Origin of the sequence: Pseudomonas paraveronii, assembly GCF_963681955.1 — a bacterium.
GTDB classification, from domain to species: domain Bacteria; phylum Pseudomonadota; class Gammaproteobacteria; order Pseudomonadales; family Pseudomonadaceae; genus Aquipseudomonas; species Aquipseudomonas paraveronii.
Genome location: NZ_OY817130.1, coordinates 3007192 through 3031462, shown reverse-complemented (window position 1 = coordinate 3031462; position 24271 = coordinate 3007192). Strand labels below are relative to the sequence as shown.

Below are 24271 nucleotides of genomic sequence, written 5' to 3'. Positions count from 1 at the left end.
GGGGGCGGCGGCTGTACGTTTTTGTCAGGCGCTCGCGGCCGGGCTGTCATCCCCCAAAGTCTGTTTCACCCGGTACGCCAACTGCCGGCGGGTGATACCCAGCAGGCGCGCCGCATGGGTCAGGTTGCCATGCGCCCGTGTGACGGCAAGCTGCAGCAAACGCGCTTCATGGGCCTGCAGGTCGAACCCGTCGACCAGCAAGGTTTCATACAACTGGTCGGTCCTGGCCTCGTCGGCGTTGCCGACTTTGCCTTCGCGGTCGATCACCGCGCCGTGTGCGGTCACCGGTGCCACGCCTGGGAAGAGATGCTGCAATTCAATGTGCCCGCCGGACGGCACCAGCAATACCGCACGCTCCACCAGGTTTTCCAGCTCACGCACGTTTCCCGGCCAGTCGTAGGCCATCAGGCCCTGCATGGCCAGGTCGCTGACGCCTTGAATGGTCTTGTGGTACAGCGGCGCATATTTTTCCAGCAGCACGGCAACCAGCACGGGAATATCCGACTTGCGCTTGCGCAGCGGTGGAATCTCCAGGGGGTACGTGGCCAGGCGGTAGTAGAGGTCGGCGCGAAAACGACCGTCGGCAATCGCCTGCTGCAAATTGACGTTGGTCGCCGCCACCAGGCGCACGTTGACCTTGCGCACTTTGTCATCGCCCAGGCGCTCGACCTCGCCGGTCTGGAGGACGCGCAGCAACTTGACCTGAGCCGCCGGCGACAGCTCGCCCAACTCATCGAGAAACAGTGTGCCGCCATCGGCGCGTTCGAACTTACCGGGGCGCGAAGCCTGGGCGCCCGTGTAGGCGCCCTTCTGCACGCCGAACAGCTCGGATTCGATCAAATCATTGGGAATGGCGGCGCAGTTGACCGCCACAAAAGGCTTTTCACCGCGCCCGCTGTTTTCATGCAGCCAGCGCGCGAACACTTCCTTGCCCACCCCGGTTTCGCCGAGCAGCAACACGGTGATGGGGCTGTTGGCGGCTTGGCTCAGCAGACTGAAGGCGGCGGTAAAGGCCGGCGAGCTGCCCACCAACTTGCCCGGTGGGCGCTGTTCATGCTGCCAGCCGCGCAGTTGCCAGAGCTCCTCTTGCAACTGCTCGAAGGTGGTTTGCGCATCTTCGGTGGGCAGACAGTGTCGCAAGAAGTCCGCATCCCCCCAGGCCTCGATTGGCCGTCCCTCCAACATGCAGCTGGAGGCGCCACAACAGACACACTGGGTTTCCCGGAAGATCACCACACGCTTGAAGAAGCGGGTGACATAGCCCGACGCGTAGCCGGCCAGGTTCCAGCAGCTCGGCTCGGGACTGACCCCGAACAACTGCAAATGGGACTCGGCTTCCCAGGAGTTATCGCAATTGACCGTGCCAAAAAAGCTGCCGTCTTCCCAGTCGATCTTGGCCTCGATAATGGTCGAGCGCACCAAGCCCTCGAACGCGTGCAACTCGGGGCCGATCTTGAACACGTCGTAGTTGTCGCCTTCGCCGAACAGTTTCTGGGCGAGATCGGCATCGTGCTGGCCGGCGGCGAAGCCCATGCGAAACAACAGCCCCTTGGCGCGACTGGGCCCGAGGGATTCCATCAGTTCCTGGCGTAAGGCGCCGAACGCCTTGGCATGCATCAACAGCATGCGGTTCTCGTCGAGCCAGATTTGCCCGGTTTCGACATTGAAGCGCAGTCGTGAACGAAGATTGAAGCGCTCAATCAGGGGTTGCTCTGCCATGTAAGCACCTAAAGCCCAGCCCATCGCGGACCAGTCGACTGGCGGGCTCGAGCCCTTGCCACGCCGCTGGCGTTTATTGTTCTACAAGCGATCCAGTGCCTTCGCCGTGGGCCCGAGTCTAAGCCGCTAAGGCAGCGCATGCCTCCTTTACCACGCGGTAGGCCTGTCGAACCAAGGGCGTACCGCGCTCAAGCGCGTGCTCAAGCCTCCCACTTTGCGCGGCCTCCAGCAACTCGTTACGCACGTGGCGGTAGGCGTCCAGCGCTTTGCGCACGCCCGACAGACTGTCACTGCGCCGTGCATCGACCGGTTCACATGCGCTTATCGCCTGCGCGAGCCAGGCATCTATCTCCCGGTCCAGCGCGTGAATACGCTGGATATGCGCGACCATCTGCGCTGGTTCGCGGGCATTCAGCACCATGATGTTATGGGCGCGGATTTCTTCGATAGCTTCCAGCATGGCGGCATGCGCATCGCGGCTGACATCAATTTCACCCGCCAGGCTTTTGAGGTCGACCAGGCCCAGCATCAGCCCGCGCAGGCCGGCGTTGCAGCCGTTGACGTGGTTATCGAGTTCGACGGCCAGGCGCGCCACGCCGCTGGAGTCGGCCAGCACCTTGTGCGCCTTTTGCATCTCGCTGCCGGCGCGTTCGGCAATGCCATGCACCGCCCGCTGCATGCTGTGGGAGGTGGCGGCAATACCGTTCAACACCGCCGTGGCCTGGCTGGCACGCGTCACGCCTTGCGCGGCCCCTTGGCGGGTCTGGGCCAGGCGCTGGTCTAGGCGGTCGATGCTCTGGCCAATCAGGGAAATGATCTCGCCCACGCTGAGGGTCGCGCTGCCGGTGCTTTCGGCGAGCTTGCGCACTTCGTCGGCGACCACACTGAAACCGCGCCCCTGCTCGCCGGCACGCGCCGCCTCGATGGCGGCATTGAGCGCCAACAGATTGGTTTGCCCGGCAATGCTCTGGATGATTGCAACGATTTCACCGACACGCGCCACCTGCTCGCGCACGCAGTCGAACTCTTCGGCCACCGAGGCCACGACGTTGGATAGATCCAGCATATCGCCGGCGACCCGTTGCACCTGCTCGCCGCCGGCGCTGACCTGGTCGCGCGCGCCGCTGCTCGCCTCTGCTAGGACCGTCGCCTCCGTCGCGGTCACGCGGGCCTGCTCGGCCATGGTTTCAACGTCCACCATGGCGTCGCGGGCCATCGCGGACTGACGGTCCGCCGTGGCCACCGCTTCGGTGAAGCCCGACACCAGCGTGCCGGTCGCCACGGTGAGATCGCAGGCCAACGTGCGCATGCGTTTGACCGCGGTCACCTTGTCGTGCAGCACCGCCTGCAGGCGCTCGATCGATGCCAGGGCGTCACCCGCCAGCGGTTGCCGGTCGTCGAGCAGCGCGCGGGTATGCGCCAGCGCCGCCACCACCCGTTGCTCGCGCTGGCCAATCCCGTGCAGCAGGCACAGCCCCGACACCACCATCACCAGCAGCCAGCCGGCCTGCCAGCCGAGGGCATCAACTCCGCTGGCGAACGCGGCAGCCGCGAGCGACAGCAGCGCGAGCAGATCCCGTGGATGCAGGCTCAATTTACTCAGCATCGTAACTCCGTCCTTTTCACCGACGTGACGTTCACCGGGCGCTGCGCAGCGGCACCGCGCCGGCGTTGGCGAGCATTCGCCTCAGACGTGCGCAACCCCGGCCTTGGGGCGCAACAAAAAGTGCGCCAGGGCCGGCAGCAGAATCAGCGCGCCGAGCATGTTCCAGACGAACATGAAGGCCAGCAGGATGCCCATATCGGCCTGGAACTTGATCGGCGACCACGCCCAGGTGGCCACCGCAATGCCCAGGGTGATACCGGTGAGCACCACCACCTTGCCGGTGAAAATCAGTGCCTTGTAATACGCCTGCGACAGCGTCATGCCGGCTTTCAAGTGCGTCAGGGTCACCGTCATCACATACAACGCGTAGTCCACGCCGATGCCCACGCCCAGTGCGATCACCGGCAGCGTGGCGACTTTGACGCCGATGTTCAGCCCCACCATCAACGCCTCGCACAGCACGGAGGTGACCATCAGCGGCACCACCGCGCACACCACCGCACGCCATGAGCGGAACGTGATGAAGGCGAGCACGATCACGGCGGCGTAGACCAGGAACAACATCTGCGTGTTGGCTTTCTTCACCACGATGTTGGTCGCGGCCTCGACCCCGGCATTCCCGGCGGCATTGAGGATACGGATGTCGTCGGTGCCGTACTTCGCCGCGAAGGCTTCCACGGTATTGACCACGCTGGTGAGCGTGTCGGCCTTGTGGTCCTTGAGGTAGGCGTAGAGGGTCAGCAGGTCGCAGTTCTGGTTGAACATTTCCCGGGGCGCTCGGGTGATGATCGAATTGAGCATGTCCTGGGAGCGCGGCATCTCGAACCATTTGAGGCTGCCCTCGTTCATGCCCGCATTGGCGGTCTTGGCCAACCCGGCGAGGGAACTGGTGGTCTCGACCCCTGGCAGTTGCTGCAACTCGCGCTCCAGCGCATCCAGCGTGTGCAGGGTGCTGTAGTGGGCGCAGGCATATTGCGGGGTCTTGACCATCACGATGTACACGTCGCTGCTGGCGGCGTAGTTGGCAACAATGAAGGCATTGTCGCGGTTGTAGCGCGAGTCCGGCCGTAACTCCGGCGCACCCGGGTCGGTGTCGCCGATTTTCAGCTGCGTGCTCACGGCCAGACCCACACCGCCCAGGACCAGCCCAAGCGTCACGGCAACCGTGGCCCAGGGGCGGCGGGTAAACAGGTCGAGGAACGCCCAGAACGGGTGCTTTTTGTGCGCCCTGTCGTCACGTTCCTGCAGCTCGTCTCGCAGGCTGCGTTGGGCCGCCGCCGGGCTGACGCCGGTGTACGACAGCAGGATCGGCAGCAACACCAGATTGGTGAAAATCAGCACCGCCACCCCCATGCTCGCGGTGATGGCCAGGTCCTGGATGACCTGGATGTCGATCACCATCAGCACCGCAAAGCCCACCGCATCGGCCAGCAACGCGGTCATGCCGGCGAGGAACAAGCGGCGAAACGTATAGCGTGCCGCCACCAGCCGGTGGGTGCCACGTCCGATGTCCTGCATGATGCCGTTCATTTTCTGCGCGCCGTGGCTCATGCCGATGGCGAATACCAGAAACGGCACCAATACCGAGTACGGGTCCAATTCATAACCCAGCGTCGGCAACAGCCCCAGCAGCCACACCACCGCCACCATCGAACACAACACCACCAGCAAGGTGCTGCGCAGGCAGCGGGTGTACCAGAACAGCACCGCAGTGCAGATCGCGATGGCGGCGGCAAAAAACACCAGCACCTGCTTCAGACCGTCGATCAGATCCCCGACGACCTTGGCAAAGCCAGTGACGTGGATAGCGATTTTGTCCGACTCATACTTGGCGCGCAGTTGCTCGATAGACTGGGACAACCGGTGATAATCGATGCGTTCGCCGGTTTCGGCGATCTTCTCCTGCAGCGGCACCAGGATGATGCTCGACTTGTAGTTGGCCGCCACCAACTGCCCGATTTCCCCGGAGCGCTCGACGTTGATACGTACCTGTTCGAGGCTTTGGGGCGAGCCGTCGAAGTCGTCGGGAATCACCGGGCCGCCGTCCAGGCCGTCTTCGGTCACGCCGGTCCAGCGCACCGCCGGGGCCCACAGCGATTTCATGTAAGGCCGATCGACGCCGGGAATCAGGAACACCTCATCGCTGAGCTGGCGCACGGTGTTCAGGTAGTCGGCGTCGAAAATCGCGCCCTTCTTGGCCTCCACGGCAATGCGCAAGGTGTTGCCCATCCCCGCCAGTTGTTTACGGTTTTCGAGGAAATTGGCGATGTACGGATGGCCGGAGGGGATCATCTTTTCGTAGGCGGCATTCAGCGAAAGCCCCAGGGCCTGGTAACCCAGCACCAGGGTGATCAGCAGGCAGATCAGCGTAATCGCCAGGCGGTTGTTGAACAGCAGCCGTTCGGCGAAGGTGCCCGAGCGCTGATCGAACTTGTTCAAATCGGCAATCACTGCATCGGCAGGTAGGGACGGCATATGGCTCATGGCTTGGCTCCGGCTTCAATCGCCTCGGACTCGATTCGCGACATTCCCCGCGAACTGGAGAGGATCAACGTACCATCGCGCGCTTGCACCAGACCGGTGATCCCGGTGCCTGGGTGCAGGGGCAACGTTGTAAAATGGGCGGCGTTGTCGGTGCTGCGCAGCAGGCGACCGCTCTCGTCCGCCAGCAACAGCGAACCGTCGCGCAGGCGCAGGCCGGCGCTCAGCGTCACCGGCTGGCCGATCTGTGCCTGCTGCCACGTCAGGCCATCGTCCAGGCTGCGCCAGGCGTTGCCGCGCAGGCCATAGGCGAGCACAGCGTGGTCGTCGAGTATCAGCGCACCGAAGAACGTTCCGCTGTAGGGGCTACGGATTTCGGCAAAGCCGCGCCCGCCATCGGTGGAACGGAACAGCGCGCCCTGCTCGCCACACAGGAGCACTTGTTGGTCGCGCAACCGCACCTGATACAAGTGCCGGCCACGCGGATTCGGCACCTGCCCCATCAGCGACTGCCAAGTGGCGCCGCCGTCGTGCGTTTGCAGGGCCAACCCATAGGCGCCCACCACATAGCCCTGGGTGGCGCTCACGAACGCCACATCGAGAAAGGGTTTATCCGGGCCATCCTCGACCAACGCTTCAGCGCTGCGCAGCCGCTGATCCGCCCCCGCCTCGCCTGCCGCCGCGCGCTCACGGGCGTCCTGCACAACGATCTGCGCGACCTGATTGCCTTCCAACTGGCGCGTCCAGCTCTCGCCGCCGTCCGTGCTGTGCAGCACCACGCCGCTGTGGCCCACCGCCCAGCCTTCGCTGGCAGAGACAAACGCCACCGCGGTCAGCGCCACACTCACTGGCACGTGCCTGGCCTGGCGCCAGGTGCGCCCGCGATCGTCGGAAAGCCGCACGATACCGCGCTCGCCCACCGCCACCAGGCGCTCACCGGCAGCGGTGACGGCCAGGTGCAGTGCCTGTTGGGCGCGCTGGCTTTCCAACGCGGGAAGCTCCAGCAGATCGGGAACGGATGGGGTGTTGGCAGACTGGGCAACGCTCGACACGGCGGCGATGAAAAGGGCAACGGCAGCGGACAGCGAGCGCCGCAAAAGCGGATTCTGGGTAAGCATGGTACGTACTCGACTTCAAAACGTCCCCGCGACGTCGCCGCTGTGCGCGGCGCCGGCGGAGCGAGTCATGGCAATGGAACCGGCAACCGGACACGCGCAGGATGCCGGAACCGCAGGTAATAACGGCCTTAGCGCACGCCTTCGGCGGCGACCGCGTCCCCGGTGAAATGGGCCTCGGGATGGCGCGGGACAAGCGTGTAGGTCGCGCCATTGAGCGACTGCGTCGAGCTCATGGTGTTGGCCTGCAAGTTGAAAATATTCGCCGGTTTCATCGCCAGCATCGGCACTTGCGGCAATACGAACGGCGTCACCTGGCTGGTGCGCCAGAGCTTGCCTTCGCTGTCGTAGCCATCGACCAGCAGCACCATCCACGAGTCTTCGTCGATGTAGAACTTGCGCTTGGGCACCGCGTGGCGCTTGCCGCTGGCCACCGTGGCTTCCACTTCCCAGACCCGATGCAGTTCCCAACGCAGCTTGTCCGGGTTCAGGTGATGGGAGCCGTAGGCTTCATCCACCGAAGCGGTGACCAGTGCGTTGTCGTTGTACGGCACATACATCTCGCGCTTGCCGATCAGTTTCCAGTCGAAACGATCCACATGGCCGAGGAAGCCCAGCACCTCGTCAAAGTAGTTGGCGCCGGAAGCGACGAAGTCCGGTGTGTCATAGGCCACGGTCGGCGCGCGACGGACCCGACGCTGCCCGACCAGATACTGCCAGGCCTGGCGCGACTGCTTGACGTCGATGCTGTCGCGGAACACCAGGGATTCACCCGACTTGAAGGGCGGCGCGATGGTGCTGAAGCGCTGGAGGAAGTACTCGCCGTTCCATTTTTCCGGCGAACCGTCTTTGTAGTAATACGGGTATTGGTTGGACTGGTCGTTTTCCGTGGCGATGGTGCGCGAGCCGTCGGCGGTCAGAATGACGTTCTTGAAACTGGCGACGTCAGTGGCTTCGTTCTCCACGCGCAGCAAGTGGTTCCAGATGACTTCTACGCCTTCCTTGGGAATCGGAAACGGCACGCCGCCGTAACAGCCCTGCATCGATTTGCCGCCATCCTTGATCTGGCACTGGGTGGCGTTTTTCGCGGTGTTGTCGTACACGAACTGCGGGGCGAGGCCGGTACGGTGGGTCGGGTACACGTCAAGACGAAAGCTCTGCGCATACTTCTTCAGCAGCGCCTGGGTGCCTTCCGAGAGCTTGTCGGCGTATTGCGCCATGTTCTGCGCATTGATTTGCAGCAGCACTTTTTCGTTGCCGAACACCTGGGTGGGAATATCGCCGACCTTGGCGCTGGCCGCCGCTATCGTCGGGGTCGGGCTCCACGCCGGGATGCTGCCGTCTTTGTTGCCGGCACGCTCGGCCCCCATGGGCGTCAGGGTGGTTTTCAAGGTCGCAGCCTCTTGGGCGCTGACCGCCGCCTGCGCACCGTTGGCAGTGCAGATCAGGGCCGCGAGGGCCAGATAAATCGCTGTTGTCTTAGGCATTGTTATTATCCTTAAACCTGGGAAGGCCCAACTCAAAACGTGCGTTGAATCGACAGCGAAACGAAATCGCGGTCACCGTGGAAGTTCTTGTAGGAGAGCTCGGGCGCAGGGGTGTCGTAGCGGATGATCGAGCCAGCCGGACCGTAGTAGTGAGTGAAGTTCAGGCTGGCCTGGACGGTCTTCTGGTACTCGCCTTTGATGCCGAAGCTGACATTGCCGCCATGCTCGGAAGGAAACAGCACCCCGTTGACCGACGAACGCCCGGACAGCCCGTAACTCACGCCAACAGGGAGTTGCACGTCGAGGCCCGGGAGCACCTGGAAGTACTCCGGCGAAAAGATGAATTGCAGGGCCGTGGCGTCACGGGTGGCTAGCGGGTCGAGTTGGTCCTTGTTGTCCGTGATGCTGAGGCGCCGGTTGAAGGCGATCTCACCGAGAAAGGAGGCGGCGTCCCACATCGGACTTTCGCTCAACACGGAAACGGCCGAGAGGTTCATATGCAGAGTGCGACCCACCGGAAACGCGGCGTGCCTGTAGCCATCAGCCCCCGCGCTCTCGGGCACGATGACGGTGTTGCCGGACGCAACCAGCGGCATGTTGTCGCGAAAGGACATCTCCGCCGCCACGTTGGTTTCGCCCACCAGTGTGCTCACGCTGAAGCCGACGGTGCGAATGTCCTCGCCGTAGACCTGCTCGTACACACCGGTATCCGGGTGCAGGTAGAACTGCGGCATCTTGTCGTGGAACTGCGCGGCGTAAAGGCCGTATTCGAAGTCACCCGACTTGACCTTCAACTGCAGGCCGCCCTGCCCCGAGTTTTTGGCATCGATGTCATCACCGCGCCGCGCGCTGACGCCCGGCCCGAGAATCAGCGTCTCGCCGCCCTCATCGACAAAGTCGGCAAAGCTGAAATAACTGCCCGCGCCAGGCAGCCGGCTCTTGCGCCATTCAAGCTGGTAGTAGGCGCCGATCGACACATCGGGCGTGATCTGCAACTGGCCGGAAAGCTGCCCCACCGGACGCAGGATTTCCTTGAATTGGGAGTTGGGCACCGACAGGGCCTTGATCAGATCCAGGGAAGTCTGCGCTGCTGCGATTCCGTTGCTGCCAAAGAACAGGCTTTCCCCATACAACTGGGTAAAACGCCCTGCTTTGAGATTGAGGCCCATGTCGCCGGGGGCAAAACTGCCGTAGAGAAACGCATCCAGAAACTCGGCCTTGCGACCGTGCAGTTTCTGGGTGGCGTCGGTGAATTGGTTGTAATTGACCGACTTGGAATTGACCAGCGCGCCGGGGTTGTCGTTCGACTTGTTATAGACATCGTCGTACCAGGCTGCGCCACTCAAGCGCAGCCCATAGTTACGCTTGTAGCGCAGGTCGAACTCGGAGAGCAGGTCGAAGCGGTTGGAGATCAGCCCCTTGCCAAAGTTCTGGTCACCATCGTTGGTGTTGGCCTGCACGCCAACTGAATTGTTCGCCACGCTGCCCTTGGCGCCTTCGACGCGCCAGGCCGCACTGTATTTAACGGTGTTGTCCAACGACATACGCAGGTCAGGGTTGCCAGCATCTATCTGGAAAGCAAGGGCCGGTCCCGTGGCACAGGCGCTGGCAAGGGCGAGAACGGTCGTCTTGAGGGGGAATTTGGGCAGACGGGCTCCATGCAGCATGTTGAGATCCTCGACTTGTTATTTTTATGTGGGGGGTCACACACCTAGAAGACGCGTGGCGCGCCTGCTGGTCTGTGCTCTCACTGCACAAATTATTACCGCCGAGGATTACCGTCCAATACCATAAAACCAACGGCTCGATACCTTTTAGGTATCTAGATAGATAGACCAAGACGGCCGTTCACGGCGCTGGCTGGTTCGCGTAGTCTGCTCGAAACGGCTCGCGCGATTGCTTGCAGCGCGCCCGATTCCCCCAGAAAAGGCCTGCCCGATGGACCTTCGTCACCTTCGCTATTTCGTCGCCGTCGCCGAGGAAAAAAATATCGGCCGCGCCGCCGTTCGCCTGCACATTTCCCAGCCACCGCTGACCCGCCAGATTCAGCAACTGGAAGAAGACCTGGGGGTGCAACTGTTCAACCGCACGCCACGCGGGATGGAGTTGACCCCCGCGGGCGAGCTGCTGCTCGAAGAGGCGCGCAACATTCGTTCGGTGGTCGAACAGGCCACCGAACGCACCCAGCGGGCGGGCCAGGGCAAGCTCGGGCGGCTGGACATTGCGGTGTTCGGCTCGGGCATTCTCGATGCGATTCCCAAGCTGTTGCTGACCTTCAGCCGCGCGTTTCCGGACGTGAAGGTGGTGCTTCACAACATGAACAAAGAGGCCCAGATTCAAGCCTTGCGGCAAAAGCGCATTGACGCCGGCTTTAACCGGTTCATCTCACCGTTGAACGACATCGCCAATGAGGTGGTGACGACCGAACGGCTGCTGCTGGCGGTCAACGAAACATCGCCGCTCGCACGCCAGGCATCGATCCCGCTTCGGGTATTGGCTGACTATCCGCTGATCGTCTTTCCGTCCGGGCCGCGTCCCAGTTTTGTCGACAACGTCATGAGCCTGTGCCAGCAGGCGGGCTTCACGCCAAACGTCGCCCAAGAGGTGGGCGACACGGTAACGGGGGTGGCACTGGTAGCGAGTGATTTCGGCGTCTGCCTGGTGCCGGAATCCGCCACCGTGCTGGCGCTGTCCGGGGTCGTGTATCGCCCATTGACTGACCTCCCGGAAAACGCGGGCGTCGACCTGAACTGTATCTATCGATTCGATGACCCCTCGCCGCTACTCAAGTCATTCTTGGACACTGTTCGAGCGTTTCGCAGAGACAACTAAGCAAGATGTGATCCGCCCCAAGGAGGAACCCTGGCCAGCGTTCCTCTCAGGCCACACAAGATCACAGTCACGATCAACGCCCTTGATTTAACGATGGTTCAGATGGTGTGTGGTGTCGCCCCCGGCCCTAGGTCACTTCCTGACGCGGGGCACGGCCCAGCGACCAACCAAAATTCATGCCTGCCGCCGCCAACAGGATCGCGCTCGCGCCAAGCACTTGCAGGGCGCTGAGCGGATGGGCGAAGGCAACCCAGTCGACCAGGATGGCGACGATCGGATAGATGAACGACAGTGCGCCGACCAGCGCCGTGGGGATTTTCTGGATGGCGCTGTACAGCAGGGTCGACATGAGCCCGGTATGGACCACGCCGATAATGATCAGGTAGGTCCAGGCGCCCTCGACCGTATCGACCCTGCTGAAATCCACGAACGGGGCCAGGACCAGCACGCCGACCACCATCTGGATCAGCACGATCAAGTGTGCGGGCAAGTCCTTGAGGCGCTTGGTGATCGCCGCTGCCACAGCGTAGAAAAAGGCCGAAGCCAGGGCCAGGCAGACGCCGAGCACGTAGTCGACGCCGGTGGCCTGCCCACTGCCCTTGGCGGACACGATCAGCATCAGCCCGGCGAAGGCCAACAGCAGCCAGCCAACCTTGGCGGCGCTGAGGCGTTCAGCGAAAAACAGCACACCCAGACCGACCAGCATGAACGGCTGAACGTGGTAGACCACCGTGGCAATGGCGATAGAGGAATGTTTGTAGGCACTGAACAGCAGCACCCAGTTAAGGATCAGCGCCACCCCGCCCAGGCACACCAGCATGAACTGCCGGGCGATGATCAGGGAGCAGCGCAGCACCCCAAGCACCAGGCATGTGACCAGCATCGCCACGGCGCCGAACAAGCAACGCCAGAACACCACGGCCTCCGGGCTCTGCCCCGACATGATGACGAACCAGCCCACCGTGCCGGAGATGACCATGGCCGAAATCATTTCGAGCGTCCCACGGGTTTGCGACTTCATCACTCACTGCTTCCTTGCCGTCGACATTGCCGTAACCTAAGCCGCCGTTGGCAGGGATTGGCTCGGCAAAATGAACTTTATAATGAACTTATGACCATTATAATGAACAATGCACCCCAGAGCGTCAACCCACTTAAGGATGATCTATAAAACAAATGACCGACATAACGAACAACCTGCTGAGAAGTAATCCGAGCCGAATCGATCTGCTGGCGCTTTCAATCAAACGCGAACGCTTGGCCGCAGGACTTTCCTTGACCGAGCTGGCGAAGCGCGCCGGGGTGGCGAAGTCGACCTTGTCTCAATTGGAGTCGGGAATCGGTAACCCCAGCATCGAAACCTTGTGGTCGCTGGCGATGGCAATGGGTTTGCAAGTCACCCGGTTCTTCGAGCAACCCCAACAGCCGTTGCGGGTGATTCGCGCCAACGAGGGCATGACCGCCTATGCCGAGACTGCCGATTACGCAGCGACACTGCTTGCCGATTGCCCGGCGGGAGTACAGCGCGACATCTACCGGCTCAAGGTGCAGCCCGGCGAAGTTCGGCTGTCTCAGCCTCACCCACCGGGAACCGTAGAGCACGTAGTGCTGTGCAGCGGCAGCGCCCATATTGGCCCGGCGACTGGGCCTGTATTGCTGAATGCCGGCGACTACATCAGCTACCTGGCGAATGTGCCTCACGTGTTCGAAGCACTTGAGGCGGACACTACTGCAGTGATGGTGATAGAGCATTCCTGAGGTAGGCGTCATTTTTCGTTCGCTCGTGTATCACGAGCGACCTGGGGGCAACATTGGGGGCATATTTGAAATTTTTCTGCCTGAAAATGTTGTCCTAGAGCCCGGTCAAAATGTTTTTTGGCGATCCTGAGAGTCTTTAGGCGTCGTCGGGCTGGCTGTTCATCTGATCATTTCTGCGTTTTCACGCGCCATGGAGACCCATTCACTTCCAGTGGATTGTCACACGCGGGGGCATATTTGAGGGCGTGCTGTATTCGCCGTTACCCTACCGCGCTCTCCTTTTACCAGTGTGCGCAGTACTCACTACCAGGTAATCGACTGGAGGATTACTGAATAACGCCCTCTCCTCCCGATCTTCAACGGCAACCGCTGCCCGCATGACCGTGTTGTAGCCGAGCTACGTTCTGATCAATACGGTCTTGGATCGTGCGCAAGGTGTCTCGGGTAATCACCTGTGGGCATACGGCGATGGTTGCAAATCGGCTCGCTACATCACAAATGACGTCAACTCGCCAGCGTCTCCATGGAGCACTTGCTGCACTTCGGCGACAAGCTGTTCCAGCGGGATCCTGAACATACGGTCCACCAGCAACATGTTTATATCCTCGACGCTTGAGCAGCAAAAGTTGACAGACCGGTTCAACGGCAGCGTGCTACAGCAAGACACTTTCAATCAACGACACACCCTGTTAAGCACGGACGCTCTACGGCGCCTGCCAACTGCTTTTATTGCGCCAGGCGGAAAACACCGTTACGTCTTTGCCCCCTAATAACGATCGCTCACTATTGTTGCGAAAACGGTAACTAGGCATTCCAGAAAGCAGCATGGTGCCACTCAAAAGCACATGCTAAGTTTCGCGCCCTGTAACAATTTGAAATACTTTCAATGGCCTGAGTGCGTCTAGCTCAACCATCAGACACTCCTTCGCTCAACTTCCCAGGCACTGCCATGCGCTGACTTGCACGGCAGTTGAAAGGCGCCCATGAATCGAAATGAACTGCGAAAATCCGACATCAACCTGATGGTCATTTTCGAAGCGCTCATGCAGGAACAAAACGTCACCCGCGTCGCCGAAAAAATGTATTTGGGCCAACCAACCGTCAGCACAGCACTGGGGCGGCTGCGAACGCTGTTCAATGACCCCCTGTTTGTTCGAGTAGGTCACCGCATGGAACCCACTCGCCGCGCCGAAGAAATCATCCGGCATCTATCGCCCGCCCTTGATGCCATGGCCACAGCGCTCAGCCTCGCACACCAGTTCGATCCGCTGGAAAGCCGCCTGACTTTCAAGATCGGCCTTTCCGACGACGTCGAATTCGCCCTGCTGCCGCCCTTTCTGGCGGCGCTGCGCGATGAAGCCCCCAACGTGGTCGTGATCATCCAGCATGCCGACTATTGGCGCATTCCCGACCTGTTGGCGTCTGGCGACATCACCGTCGGCATTACCGAGACCCGCGAACTTCCCGCCAACGCCAAGCGCAAATTGCTCAGACGCATCGAACCACGCATCCTGCGCGCCAATAACACTGACACGCCTCTGACCCTGGACGAGTTCTGTACCCTCCCCCATGTTCAAGTCTCCTACACGGCCAATGTCCACGGCATCGTCGATGAATGCCTGGCTAAAATCGGCCGCGACCGCAAGGTGGTACTGTCGATCCCGCAGTTCAGCTCGCTGCCGGCGGCCCTCAACGGTACCGATCTGCTGGCGAGCTGCCCCGACTATGCGGCGAAGGCGTTGCTGGGGTGGGGCAACTTGCGCGACGACCCCTGCCCGTTCGAGGTGCCGCCGCTGGAGTTGTCCATGGTCTGGCTGAGCCTGACGGACAACGACCCGGCCGAGCGCTGGTTGCGCACCCGGCTGGAGCAGCACATGGGTAACCTGGCGACCACTGCTGCCCCTTAGCCGGCAATTCAAGGCGCGCTGCCCAGCGTGTTGAAGTCACGCAGCTTGGCCGGCTGGTGGGGGTCACCAATCAGCAGCCGGCCTCGGCGATAGGCCGGGTTGACGATACTTTTCCACGGTTCGAACGTGTCGAAGCGCAGCCCTGCCAGATCCGCCCAGGTGTGAATGAAGTGCGACGTGGTCCACTCGCGGTGCAGCGCATCGTGCAGATCGAGGGGGCTGTCCTCCTTCCAGCTCGGCGAGCGCCATACCAGGAAAGGTACGGTGTACATTGGCCACGTCGGCGCCTCTTCATTGCGCCCCAGCATATGCGGGGCCACCGGGTCGTACACCGACTCACCATGATCTGACAAATACACCAGAAAGCCATGGGGGTTGGTGCGCTTGAAGCGATCAATCAACGAACTGACTACGTGATCGTTGTAGAACACGGCATTGTCATAGTCGTTGTATTTGTGCAGCGTCTTGTCCGTGATATAGCGCGGCACCTCGGCGCGGTCCTGGAAGCGCGCGTAGTTCTTGGGGAACCGGTAGCGGTAGTTCATGTGGGTGCCCAGCAGGTGCACGACAATCAGCTTGCGCGGTGCCTCGTCCTTGAGGATCTGGCTAAACGGCTCCAGCACGTCTTCGTCGTATTGGCTGGTGGAGTTCTGATCCCGGTTGTTATTCAGATAGACCTGCTCGTCCGCCTGCTTGGAGAAGGTGGTGAGCATGGTGTTGCGCTGGGTCATGGTCTGCTGATTGGTGATCCAGAACGTTTTGTAACCGGCCTGCTTCATCACGCTGATCAACGAAGGCGTCGTCAGGTACAGGTCCGGATGCTCCTGGTCGGCAAAGGTCAACACCTGCTGCAGCACTTCGATGGTATACGGTCGCGGCGCTACTACCTGATCAAACACGTCGAGCTCGGGCAGCAAGGCATCCAGTTGTGGCGTGGTCTGGCGAGTGTAGCCGTACAGACTCATGCGCTGGCGGTCAGTCGACTCGCCGATAACCAACACCATTGTCGCTGGCTGCCCGGCATGGGCATCCCTCAGATGCTGCAAGGGCGCAATGGCTTTCCAGTCCTCGAACATACTTGCCATATCGGCCAATTGCTGACGGTACTGCGTGTAGCCAATGACCATCTGCCAAGGCGACGCCGACTGCAGATTCTGCTGAAACTTACCGATGCGCATGTCCAGGTCGCCACGCTTGCGGTACTCATGGAGGGCTGAGTAGCCCACCGATGCAAAGGCAATCAGCAGGCACACCACCACCTTGGCACGCCCCGAGAACGCAACGGGGCGAACCTTGAGCCATAACCCCAGCGCGATGACGGTGTAGGCAAGCAGCGCGGCCAATTTAGACCAGGAAAAATACTGGGAAATATACTCCCTGGACTCACTCATGTTGGATTCGAACATGATGAAGATCGCGCTTTGCGAAAACTCCTGGCCATAGATCAGGAAGTAGGCCAGCGCGGTCAGCGAGCACATCCACAACACCAGCCCTGTCAACCCGACGATGGGCCGTGTCCAGCGCGGAAACAGCAACGGCGGGATCAGCCACAGCAGGCTTGCCGCGCTGGCTTGCCAGAAGCCGCCAAGGCCGGCGACACCGGCATGGTAGATCAACCATTGCAGGGGGCCGGAGAAATACCAGAAAAACAGGTACATGACGGCCAGAGAGCTGGCACTGGAACGGCGCAGGAGCGGTGTGCCAGAGGCATTCGCAAGGGGCTGGGCGCCGAGATGGGGCATAGGCTTATTCAACGCGTGTAACCTGCGGTTCAAGAATTGAGGAAAAGTCCGGGGTCTCACTGAGCAGTATTTCGATGACCTGACGGCAAATGGCGTGCACCTGGGCCTGCGGCAAGCGCGCATCCACCTCGACCACTCGCGCCCCGGGGAACGTCAAGGCCGCAGTGGCGGCCACCTTGCGCTCGATCAGGGCCAGGTCATGGTCGGGCTTGCGCACCCAGGCCGTGTGGGCGTCCACATTGAGCCGGATGACCAGCGTGGGCGGTATCTGGGCCATCTCGATGTAGAGATCGCGCTCACGCCGAGCCAGCCACGCGCTGAACCAGCCCGTGGCGTGGGCGGCCGACAAACCTGGGCCATCGTTGAGCCCGGCGATCTGCGCCTGGGGGTAGCGGTCACAGATCACCAACCGCCCGCTCTCGCGCACCCGCAGCATGCGCAGGAAACGCCGCCAGCGCAGCCGGCCGAACAGGTAGATGACCGCGGCCGTGACAGGCCCGGGAATACGCTCGCCGGGCGTTCGAGCCCGACGGGCCTTGGCGGACAGATGCCGCTCCAGCATCGCGCCTATCCATGGCAACTGCCGGATCTTCAGCCCCAGCGCCCCGGAGCCCAGCCCCAGATAGGCATATTGGCTATTGGCAATGACCGAGCACAGGTAGTGCGCCGTGGTGGTCTTGCCAGCACCGTCCGGGCCGATGATGGCGACCAAGGGCGCCAGGCGCCGGAAGGCGCTAAGGCTGGCCATTACACGGCGCGCTGGCGGGACAGGCATGCGCTGATGGCATGCTTGGCCTGGTCGATGACGGTGTCCAGGGGCTGGGTACTGTCCAGATCAATGATCGGACTGCCCTGGTATTCCAGCTGCGGCACCAACGCGATCTTGGCGGCCAACGACGCGTAGCGGTGGTCCGGTTTGCGTTTGTAGGCCGTTTCCAGATCGACATTGAGCCGAATCACCACGTCAGGGCGATAGCTCACCATGTAGCAGTACAGCAAGCGTTCGCAACGTGCCAGGCAGCGCACCAGCGCATTGCGATGCGGTAGGCCACTGAGGCCCGGGCCATCAATCTTCATTTTGGCCACGGCAATTTGCGGAAAGCGATCGGCGATCACCGCAACACCCTGGCGTCGCAGCGACATCATCTTCTGATAGCGCCGCCAACGCCGCACGGACAGCAGAAAAATCGCGGCCGCCGCCAGGGTACTCGGCGCCTCGATCGAGCTTGGCGACGCTTCGCCTGGCGACACTGTTTTCGGCGAGTTTTTGGCAATCAGACGCTTGAGTACGCCCCCCACCATCGGCAAACCCACCAGCTTCTCGCCCAGAGCCTTGGATTGAATGCCCAGATGGCAGCTTTCAACCTGTCCGGACTCGCGCATCCACGCCAGGATAGCGTCGGAAACGGTGGTCTTGCCCGCTCCGTCGCAGCCGACAAAGGCGATCACTGGTGCCAATTCGTTCTCATGGTTCATCGACATTTCAGCGACCTCCCGTGCCGTGGCTCAGAACAGGACGCGGCACTTGCGCATGCCCACCTGTCACAACTTTGAATTTACCCTCGACCAGCTCGACAACCTTGTCCGCCACCTCGATCAGGCGCGGCCGGTGCGACACGGCAATAATGGTGATGCTTGGCGTCAACGCCTTGAGCGTGGCGCAGATGTCGGCTTCGGATTCGGCGTCCAGTGCACTGGTGGCCTCGTCCAGAATCAGCAGGCTGGGCCGGTGCGCCAGCGCGCGGGCGATAATGATCCGCTGGCGCTGACCACCGGACAGTTGGCCGCCCCGCTCCCCTACCCGCGTGTACAGACCTCGATCCAGGCCCAGCACGAATTCCCAGGCGCCGGCCTGACGCAACGCATGCTCGGCATCGGCCTCGGTCAGTGACGGTTCACCCAGGGTGACGTTGGCCAGCACACTGTCGTGCAGCAGCAGGGTTTCCTGGGTCACGTAGCCGATCATCCGGCGCCAGCTGCGCCGTTGCAGATCGGCCAGCGCCTGACCATCCACGCTGATGCGGCCGTCCTGAGCCACCAGCAAAGCGCACAGCAGGTCAAGAACCGTGGTTTTGCCGGTGCCCGACGGGCCGACCAGGGTTGTCATCGTCCCCACCTCGAAACTCACGCTGGCCTCATCAAGGATGCGTCGACCGCCGTAGGTAAACGAAACCCGATCGAACGCAATGTTCCGCGCCAACGTTGGCTGGAGGCTGCCGCCGGCGGGTTCACGCTGGGCCTCGGCTTCTTCCACCGCCTCGCGCAAGGCCCAGAATGCGCTCTCCTGCCCGACCATGCGGTGGTAGCGCTGCTGGGCCTTGTGCATCAGCCCAAGCACGCGCACGACCATGAAGATCAGCACCATCACCGAGGACATCGGCAGCTTCCAGATCACCAGGCCGGCGTACAGACCGCCTGCGGCCAGCAGCGCCAGCAGCGGCTCCTGCAGGGCGCGCAGGGTCTCGCGGCTGTTGACTTCCTTTTCCATGGCGGTGTTGAGCTCAGTCGCCTGGCTGCGCAGCAGCGAATCGGCGATGTCCTCGCGGGCCATGGCCTTCAGCGGCTTGACCGAACCCAGGGTGTCGCTCAGGTTGATCAGCAGTTCGCGCATCAGCCCGGTCTGGCTTTTGCCGGCCTTGCGCGAGGTTTTCACCAGGCCCCGCAAGGCCAGCAAAATGACCAGGCCCAGGGCAATGCACACCAAGGCGGCCTGCCAGGACACCACTAAGGCAATGATGGCGTAGGCAATGGCCTGAATCGTCAGGGCCATCATATTGGCGGCGTGCTCGTAGGCCGTCGCGGCACGGTACGCCTCGGTGGCCACGGCGTTGGCCAGGGCACCGCCGGGCTGACGCAGGTAATGCTCCCATCGGCTGCCCAGCGTGGCATTGATCAGGTCGACACGCAGGTCCGTGGCGACGCGTGCCACGGTGTAGCCCACCTGACGGTTGGCCAGCAGAATCAACAGGCTGGTCAAGGACATACCGGCCACGATAATAATCAACAGGACGGTGATGGTGGGCTCCAGTCCCACGCTGTTCAGCACACTGGCAACATGGCTGGCCACTATGCTTGAGTGGCCGCTGTCACCCAGCACGACCGACACCAGAGGCAGCATGGTAGTCAGGCTCACGCCCTCCACCACACCGGCAACCACCAGGCTGAGCAGCATCAAAATTGTGCGAAGGGGGTAGGATTTACCGAACGCCAGGATGATTCTCATGCCACCGACTCCAGGATATCGCTGTCGCGCAGGGCGGCGAAGGCCTCCACCATGGCGTCGATTTCCTGTTCCGAATGGGCCGCGCTGACACTGCACCGCACCAGCGTGATGCCCGCAGGCGCGGCCGGCGGCAGCACCAGGTTCACGTAGACCCCGTGCTCGATCAACGCTCGCCAGAAGCGCATGCCCTGCTCCTTGGTGCCGATCATCACCGGCACCACCGGACTGGCATGCGGGCCTACCTGATAACCCAACGCTGCCAGGCCGTTGTACAGACGATGGGCGTTTTGCCACAGCTTGTCGCGCAGCTCAGGGGCTTGCGCAATGGTCTGCAGCGCCGAACGCACGGAGGCAATGGCCGATGGCGATGGCGAGGCGGTGAAGATATAAGGGCGACTGGCATAGCGCAGCACTTCCATGCCGCGGTCATTGCCCACCGCGAAGCCGCCGATGGCCGCGAGGCTCTTGCTGAACGTCCCGAGGATGATATCGACGTCCTGCTCGACGCCCACCGCCTGGGCCAGGCCACGGCCAGTCTGGCCCATCACGCCGAAGGAGTGCGCCTCGTCCACCAGCAGGTAGCCACCCAGGCGGCGCTTGATCTCGACGATGTCCTGCAGCGGCGCCACGTCACCGAGCATGCTGTAGATGCCTTCGACGATGATCAGCGCATCCTTGGCCTGTTCGCCGAGGCGCACCATGCGTCGCTCAAGGTCCGCAGCGTCGTTGTGACGAAAGCGGATGATCTGCGCCCCGCCCAGGGCGCACGCATCGTAGATACTGGCGTGGCAATCGGCATCGAGCAGCACCACCGCCTTGGGAGTCGCCAGGGCGCTGATGACGCCCAGGTTAGCGACGTAACCGGTGGAGAAGACAATGGCGGATGGCCGCTCGAAGAACGCCGCCAACTCCTGCTCCAGCGCCACGTGCCCGCCGTAACTGCCGTTGGCCATGCGCGAACCGGTGGTGCCAGTGCCCTGCTCGACCAGGGCAGCCTGGGCGGCGGCAATGGCCTGAGGGTCAAACGTCAAGCCCAGGTAGTTGTTGGTACCGGCCAAAATGACGCGACGATTGCCGATGCTCCCCTGGGTGGCGGAGTGGACCTCATCGATGCAGGTGCCAAAAGGGTTGAGGCCGCCGTCCTGGAACGCTTCGCGCTCCTGTGCCAGGCGGGAGAAACCGTCATACAACCCCATGATGCTCCTCCAGGTAGATCATCAGTGCATCGGTGAGGTCGGCGGGCGTGCTGACATCGATCAGGATATTGATTGGGATAGACAGGTCGAACTGGTCTTCCAGCATCATCAGCAAGTCCATGATCTTGATGGACTCAAGGCCCAGGTCTTCGATCAGGTTGCTGTGCAGGCCTACTGGCCGTTGCTTGTCGGCGGTCAAGCCGCTCAGGCATTCCAGGATGTAGTCGGTGACGACTTCGCGCTTCAACATAAAAAGAGTCTGATATCTGTATGAAAGTGGGATCAAAACAACCGTTCACGCAACGCGTGTTCAAGCTCGATGGCCGGGTACCAGTCCAGGTCCTTCGAGATAAGGCGGTTGCTGGATGACCAGTCGGGATGGATAAGCTCGTTGACCTTGCTCGGCGTCAGCATGGGCTCGCCACCTGCCAGGCGATGCCAGGCCAGGTTCAGGCGTGACAGCTGCAAGAGTAAGGCGGTGGGAACACCGATCAGACGCACCGGCCCGCCGCGTATCAGCGCCCCCATGGCTGCCAGTTGCTTCCAACCGTAGCCATCTTTGGCACCGTCATTGATTTCGTAGCGCACGGCATGAATGGCCTCCGCGTCCAGCCAGTGCAGGGTGGCCTGGACCAGGTCTTCCACATGCAGAAACGACAACCGTGCATTGGCATGGCCAAGTCGGGGCAGCCAGCCACGCAGCAGTGCCGACAGCACCGGCTGCAATTCGCTGTCGCCTGGGCCATAGACGGCCGTAGGCCGGAAAACACTGATGGGCATGTCGGCGGCCGCCTGGAGGGCGGCGACTTCGGCATCGAACTTGGACTCGGCGTACCACGACAGGTGCGGGTACCTGGCAGCCAGCGAAGAAAACAACAGGAAACGCTCGCAACCGGCGGCCTTGGCTGCCTGCACCAGGCGCCGGGTGCCCTCGACGTTACAGCGCTGAAACACTACGCGGCTGCGACCACGCACCTGGCCAGCGCAATGGATGACTGCACTGGCGCCGCTGACCAGCCTGGCCAGCGATGCCTCATCTTCCAGCGACCCGCGCACCCATGTCACGGCGTCCAGGCTCGCCACCGCTCGGCGGGTCAACGCACGCACGGCGATACCGCGCGCCAACAAGGCGTGCAGAATGCGCCGGCCGATAAAGCCGGTGGCGCCCGTAATTGCCACGGTCTGGCTCATCAGGCGATGGCCGCGGCAGGCAACGCGAGACCGTCGAGCATGCTCAGGTAGCGACGTTTGGCCTCGGCACGTGCCGGTTTGCCGGACGAGGTACGCGGGATGCTTTGCGGCGGTACCAACTGAATGTCGACGCTGACGCCGAACTCACTCTGGATGCGCCCCGACAGCGAGCGGACCATGTGCTCGCGCGATGCGGGCGAGGCCACCCGGCACTGGATCTGCATCACCACCACTGGCTCGTCACCACGCGCCGTCACGAAGGCGATTGCATCGCCCGGGCGCACGCCGGGCTCGCCCTCGGCCACGTGCTCGATATCCTGAGGCCAGATGTTGCGCCCGCGAATGATGATGAGGTCTTTCTTGCGGCCGGTGACATGCAGATCGCCCTCGAACAAGTAACCCAGGTCGCCGGTACCCAGCCATTGGGAGGCCTGCAGTTGCGAGTCAGCGTCGCGGAAATAGCCACTCATCAGGCTGGGGCCGGCAATGAAGATCTGCCCCACCTCGCGCTCGCCGAGGACCTCACCCTGAGCGTTGCGAATTTCCAGGCGGTGCCCGGGCAGGGCCGCCCCGCAGTTCACGAACGTGCTGACGGCACGTGTGCGTGGCGTGGGCGGTACGGCCTTGGCGCTGTGCTCCAGTACATCGCGATCGATCACATCGGCCCGCAGGCCTTTGGTGGTGTCGGCAAAGCTGACCGCCAGGGTGCTTTCCGCCAGACCGAAGCACGGCATCAACGTCCCTTTCGCGAAACCGGTTGCCGCAAAACGTTCGGCAAATTGCGCCAGGGCCTCGAACGGTACCGGCTCGGCGCCCACGCCAGCAACCCGCCAACTGCTCAGGTCAAGCTCGGCCAGGTCCTTGTCGCTGCAACGCCGCAGGCACAGGTTGTAACCGAACGGTGGCGCCACGGACACCGTGCCACGATTGCGGCTGATCAGCTTCAACCATTGCAAGGGGCGCATGGCGAAGTCCTGCGTGCGCAGGTAGTCGACCGACAGTTGAGTGGCAACGGGCGTGAGGACGAACCCCACCAGCCCCATGTCGTGATAGAAAGGCAGCCATGAAACGCAGCGGTCGCCTTCGCGCAGCTTGATGCCGTCACGACTGATCACCTGCAAGTTGGCCATGACCGCGCGCTGGGTAATCACCACGCCACGAGGAAAGCGGGTGCTGCCCGAGGTGTACTGAAGGTACGCGACATCGTCCGCGCCAGGCGCCTGCAGTTCGACCTCGGCCTCTGGCAGCGCGTCGATGTCGACGCCACTGAGCAAGGGCATCGGCGGCAGATCGGCGGCGGCCTCCCGCACCAGGGGGAGCCATTCCTCGCCACCGCACACCGCAGCCGGGCTGCAACTGCTCAGCAACCCACGCAGCTTGTCCACGTAGGATGAATGCTGACCAACCCCCATGGGAATGGGCAACGGCACGGGGATCAGCCCCGCGTATTGGCAGGCGAAGAACACTTCGACGAACGTTGCATTGGTGTCGGCGATCAGCGCCACCCGGTCGCCCCGCACCAGCCCCAGGCCGAGCAGACGACGTGCGCCCATCAGGGCGCGCCGTTTCAGCATGCGGTACTCGAATGAACTGACCAACTGACTGCGTCGGTCATAGAAGTTCATGCCAGTCTGACCGGTGGCAGCATAATCCAATGCTTCTACCAAACTTTCAAAGTTTGCGTGACGCATGGGTATGGAATGATTTGAGCTTGTTTCTGACATATACAACACAGCCATTAGATGTGAACCTTCGGCCTGATCGCATGACGGCAAATCCACCCGCAATGTTTCATTTGGACGATGCATTTATCAGGCGAAAATAAGATAGGAAACAGCGCATTTGCGCCGCAGCCAGCAAGCGATAGTTGCCTGCGCAGTGTTCATGTTCTGGTTGAATTTAATTCGGCGCGAAGATTAACAGGAGTTGATTTCTGAACGACTATTCATTTATCAGATACCCGCCATCTGAAACAGCGATGAAGATTTTATATACAAACTTAGTTAATAACGGT

General features: G+C 61.9%; 18 protein-coding genes and 1 pseudogene. 3 read left to right on the top strand and 16 right to left on the bottom strand.

Features of this window, described 5'->3' with window-relative positions; translation table 11 throughout:
• Window positions 1-24 precede the first annotated feature (24 nt).
• The 6 genes from U5A08_RS13810 to U5A08_RS13785 all read right to left on the bottom strand — a co-directional run bounded on the left by U5A08_RS13810 (window position 25) and on the right by U5A08_RS13785 (window position 10075).
• Entirely contained in the window at window positions 25-1719 is a 1695-nt protein-coding gene (locus U5A08_RS13810) for a sigma 54-interacting transcriptional regulator (protein ID WP_321851991.1), read from the bottom strand.
• Window positions 1720-1837: 118 nt separating this feature from the next.
• Window positions 1838-2785, bottom strand: a complete 948-nt coding sequence (locus tag U5A08_RS29915) for a methyl-accepting chemotaxis protein (RefSeq protein ID WP_373423755.1) — start codon at window positions 2783-2785, stop codon at window positions 1838-1840.
• A gap of 621 nt (window positions 2786-3406) precedes the next feature.
• Complete coding sequence (locus U5A08_RS13800; protein WP_321851988.1) at window positions 3407-5809, bottom strand: efflux RND transporter permease subunit; 2403 nt, start codon at window positions 5807-5809, stop codon at window positions 3407-3409.
• Window positions 5806-6924, bottom strand: coding sequence for a WD40/YVTN/BNR-like repeat-containing protein (locus U5A08_RS13795; protein WP_321851986.1), 1119 nt, complete (start codon window positions 6922-6924; stop codon window positions 5806-5808). Before U5A08_RS13795 ends, U5A08_RS13800 begins: the two co-directional genes overlap by 4 nt.
• Before the next feature lie 128 nt (window positions 6925-7052).
• Window positions 7053-8408 (bottom strand): DUF1329 domain-containing protein, encoded by a 1356-nt coding sequence (locus tag U5A08_RS13790; protein ID WP_321851985.1) that lies wholly within the window; start codon window positions 8406-8408, stop codon window positions 7053-7055.
• 32 nt (window positions 8409-8440) lie between these two features.
• A complete protein-coding gene (locus U5A08_RS13785) occupies window positions 8441-10075 on the bottom strand; it encodes a DUF1302 domain-containing protein (protein WP_321851983.1) in 1635 nt (544 codons plus the stop codon).
• 271 nt (window positions 10076-10346) lie between these two features.
• On the opposite strand from U5A08_RS13785, the gene U5A08_RS13780 reads away from it, so the two are divergent.
• Complete coding sequence (locus U5A08_RS13780) at window positions 10347-11240, top strand: LysR family transcriptional regulator (RefSeq protein WP_253395665.1); 894 nt, start codon at window positions 10347-10349, stop codon at window positions 11238-11240.
• Between the two features lie 127 nt (window positions 11241-11367).
• Here U5A08_RS13780 and U5A08_RS13775 read toward each other — a convergent pair whose 3' ends face one another.
• Window positions 11368-12261, bottom strand: a complete 894-nt coding sequence (locus tag U5A08_RS13775) for a DMT family transporter (protein ID WP_321851980.1) — start codon at window positions 12259-12261, stop codon at window positions 11368-11370.
• A 155-nt stretch (window positions 12262-12416) separates the two neighbouring features.
• On the opposite strand from U5A08_RS13775, the gene U5A08_RS13770 reads away from it, so the two are divergent.
• Complete coding sequence (locus U5A08_RS13770) at window positions 12417-12998, top strand: helix-turn-helix domain-containing protein (RefSeq protein ID WP_321851978.1); 582 nt, start codon at window positions 12417-12419, stop codon at window positions 12996-12998.
• A gap of 356 nt (window positions 12999-13354) precedes the next feature.
• On the opposite strand, the pseudogene U5A08_RS13765 reads toward U5A08_RS13770, so the two are convergent.
• Window positions 13355-13507: pseudogene (locus tag U5A08_RS13765) on the bottom strand (type II toxin-antitoxin system HipA family toxin); the annotation flags it as partial.
• A 474-nt stretch (window positions 13508-13981) separates the two neighbouring features.
• Here U5A08_RS13765 and U5A08_RS13760 point away from each other — a divergent pair.
• Window positions 13982-14905, top strand: coding sequence for a LysR family transcriptional regulator (locus U5A08_RS13760; protein WP_253395654.1), 924 nt, complete (start codon window positions 13982-13984; stop codon window positions 14903-14905).
• An 8-nt stretch (window positions 14906-14913) separates the two neighbouring features.
• Here U5A08_RS13760 and cptA read toward each other — a convergent pair whose 3' ends face one another.
• From cptA to U5A08_RS13720, 8 genes are read right to left on the bottom strand one after another with little or no spacing between them, the layout of a single operon-like run.
• Window positions 14914-16647: a phosphoethanolamine transferase CptA gene (gene cptA, locus U5A08_RS13755; protein WP_321851975.1), complete on the bottom strand. Its 1734-nt coding sequence runs from the start codon at window positions 16645-16647 to the stop codon at window positions 14914-14916.
• Window positions 16648-16651: 4 nt separating this feature from the next.
• Window positions 16652-17395 carry a nucleoside/nucleotide kinase family protein gene (locus U5A08_RS13750; RefSeq protein WP_253395649.1) on the bottom strand — a complete coding sequence of 248 codons (744 nt, stop codon included), beginning with the start codon at window positions 17393-17395 and terminating at the stop codon, window positions 16652-16654.
• Window positions 17395-18129, bottom strand: a complete 735-nt coding sequence (locus tag U5A08_RS13745) for a nucleoside/nucleotide kinase family protein (RefSeq protein WP_247404166.1) — start codon at window positions 18127-18129, stop codon at window positions 17395-17397. The genes U5A08_RS13750 and U5A08_RS13745 overlap by 1 nt, the downstream gene beginning before the upstream one ends.
• A gap of 1 nt (window position 18130) precedes the next feature.
• Complete coding sequence (locus U5A08_RS13740; RefSeq protein WP_321851972.1) at window positions 18131-19870, bottom strand: ABC transporter ATP-binding protein; 1740 nt, start codon at window positions 19868-19870, stop codon at window positions 18131-18133.
• Window positions 19867-21066, bottom strand: coding sequence for a serine palmitoyltransferase (gene spt / locus U5A08_RS13735; RefSeq protein ID WP_247404158.1), 1200 nt, complete (start codon window positions 21064-21066; stop codon window positions 19867-19869). Before spt ends, U5A08_RS13740 begins: the two co-directional genes overlap by 4 nt.
• Entirely contained in the window at window positions 21053-21316 is a 264-nt protein-coding gene (locus U5A08_RS13730; protein ID WP_017845645.1) for an acyl carrier protein, read from the bottom strand. The genes spt and U5A08_RS13730 overlap by 14 nt, the downstream gene beginning before the upstream one ends.
• 32 nt (window positions 21317-21348) lie before the next feature.
• On the bottom strand, window positions 21349-22257 hold the full coding sequence (locus U5A08_RS13725; protein ID WP_253395643.1) for an NAD-dependent epimerase/dehydratase family protein: 909 nt from the start codon (window positions 22255-22257) through the stop codon (window positions 21349-21351).
• Window positions 22257-23981, bottom strand: a complete 1725-nt coding sequence (locus U5A08_RS13720; protein ID WP_321851969.1) for a fatty acyl-AMP ligase — start codon at window positions 23979-23981, stop codon at window positions 22257-22259. Before U5A08_RS13720 ends, U5A08_RS13725 begins: the two co-directional genes overlap by 1 nt.
• Between the last annotated feature and the right edge of the window lie 290 nt (window positions 23982-24271).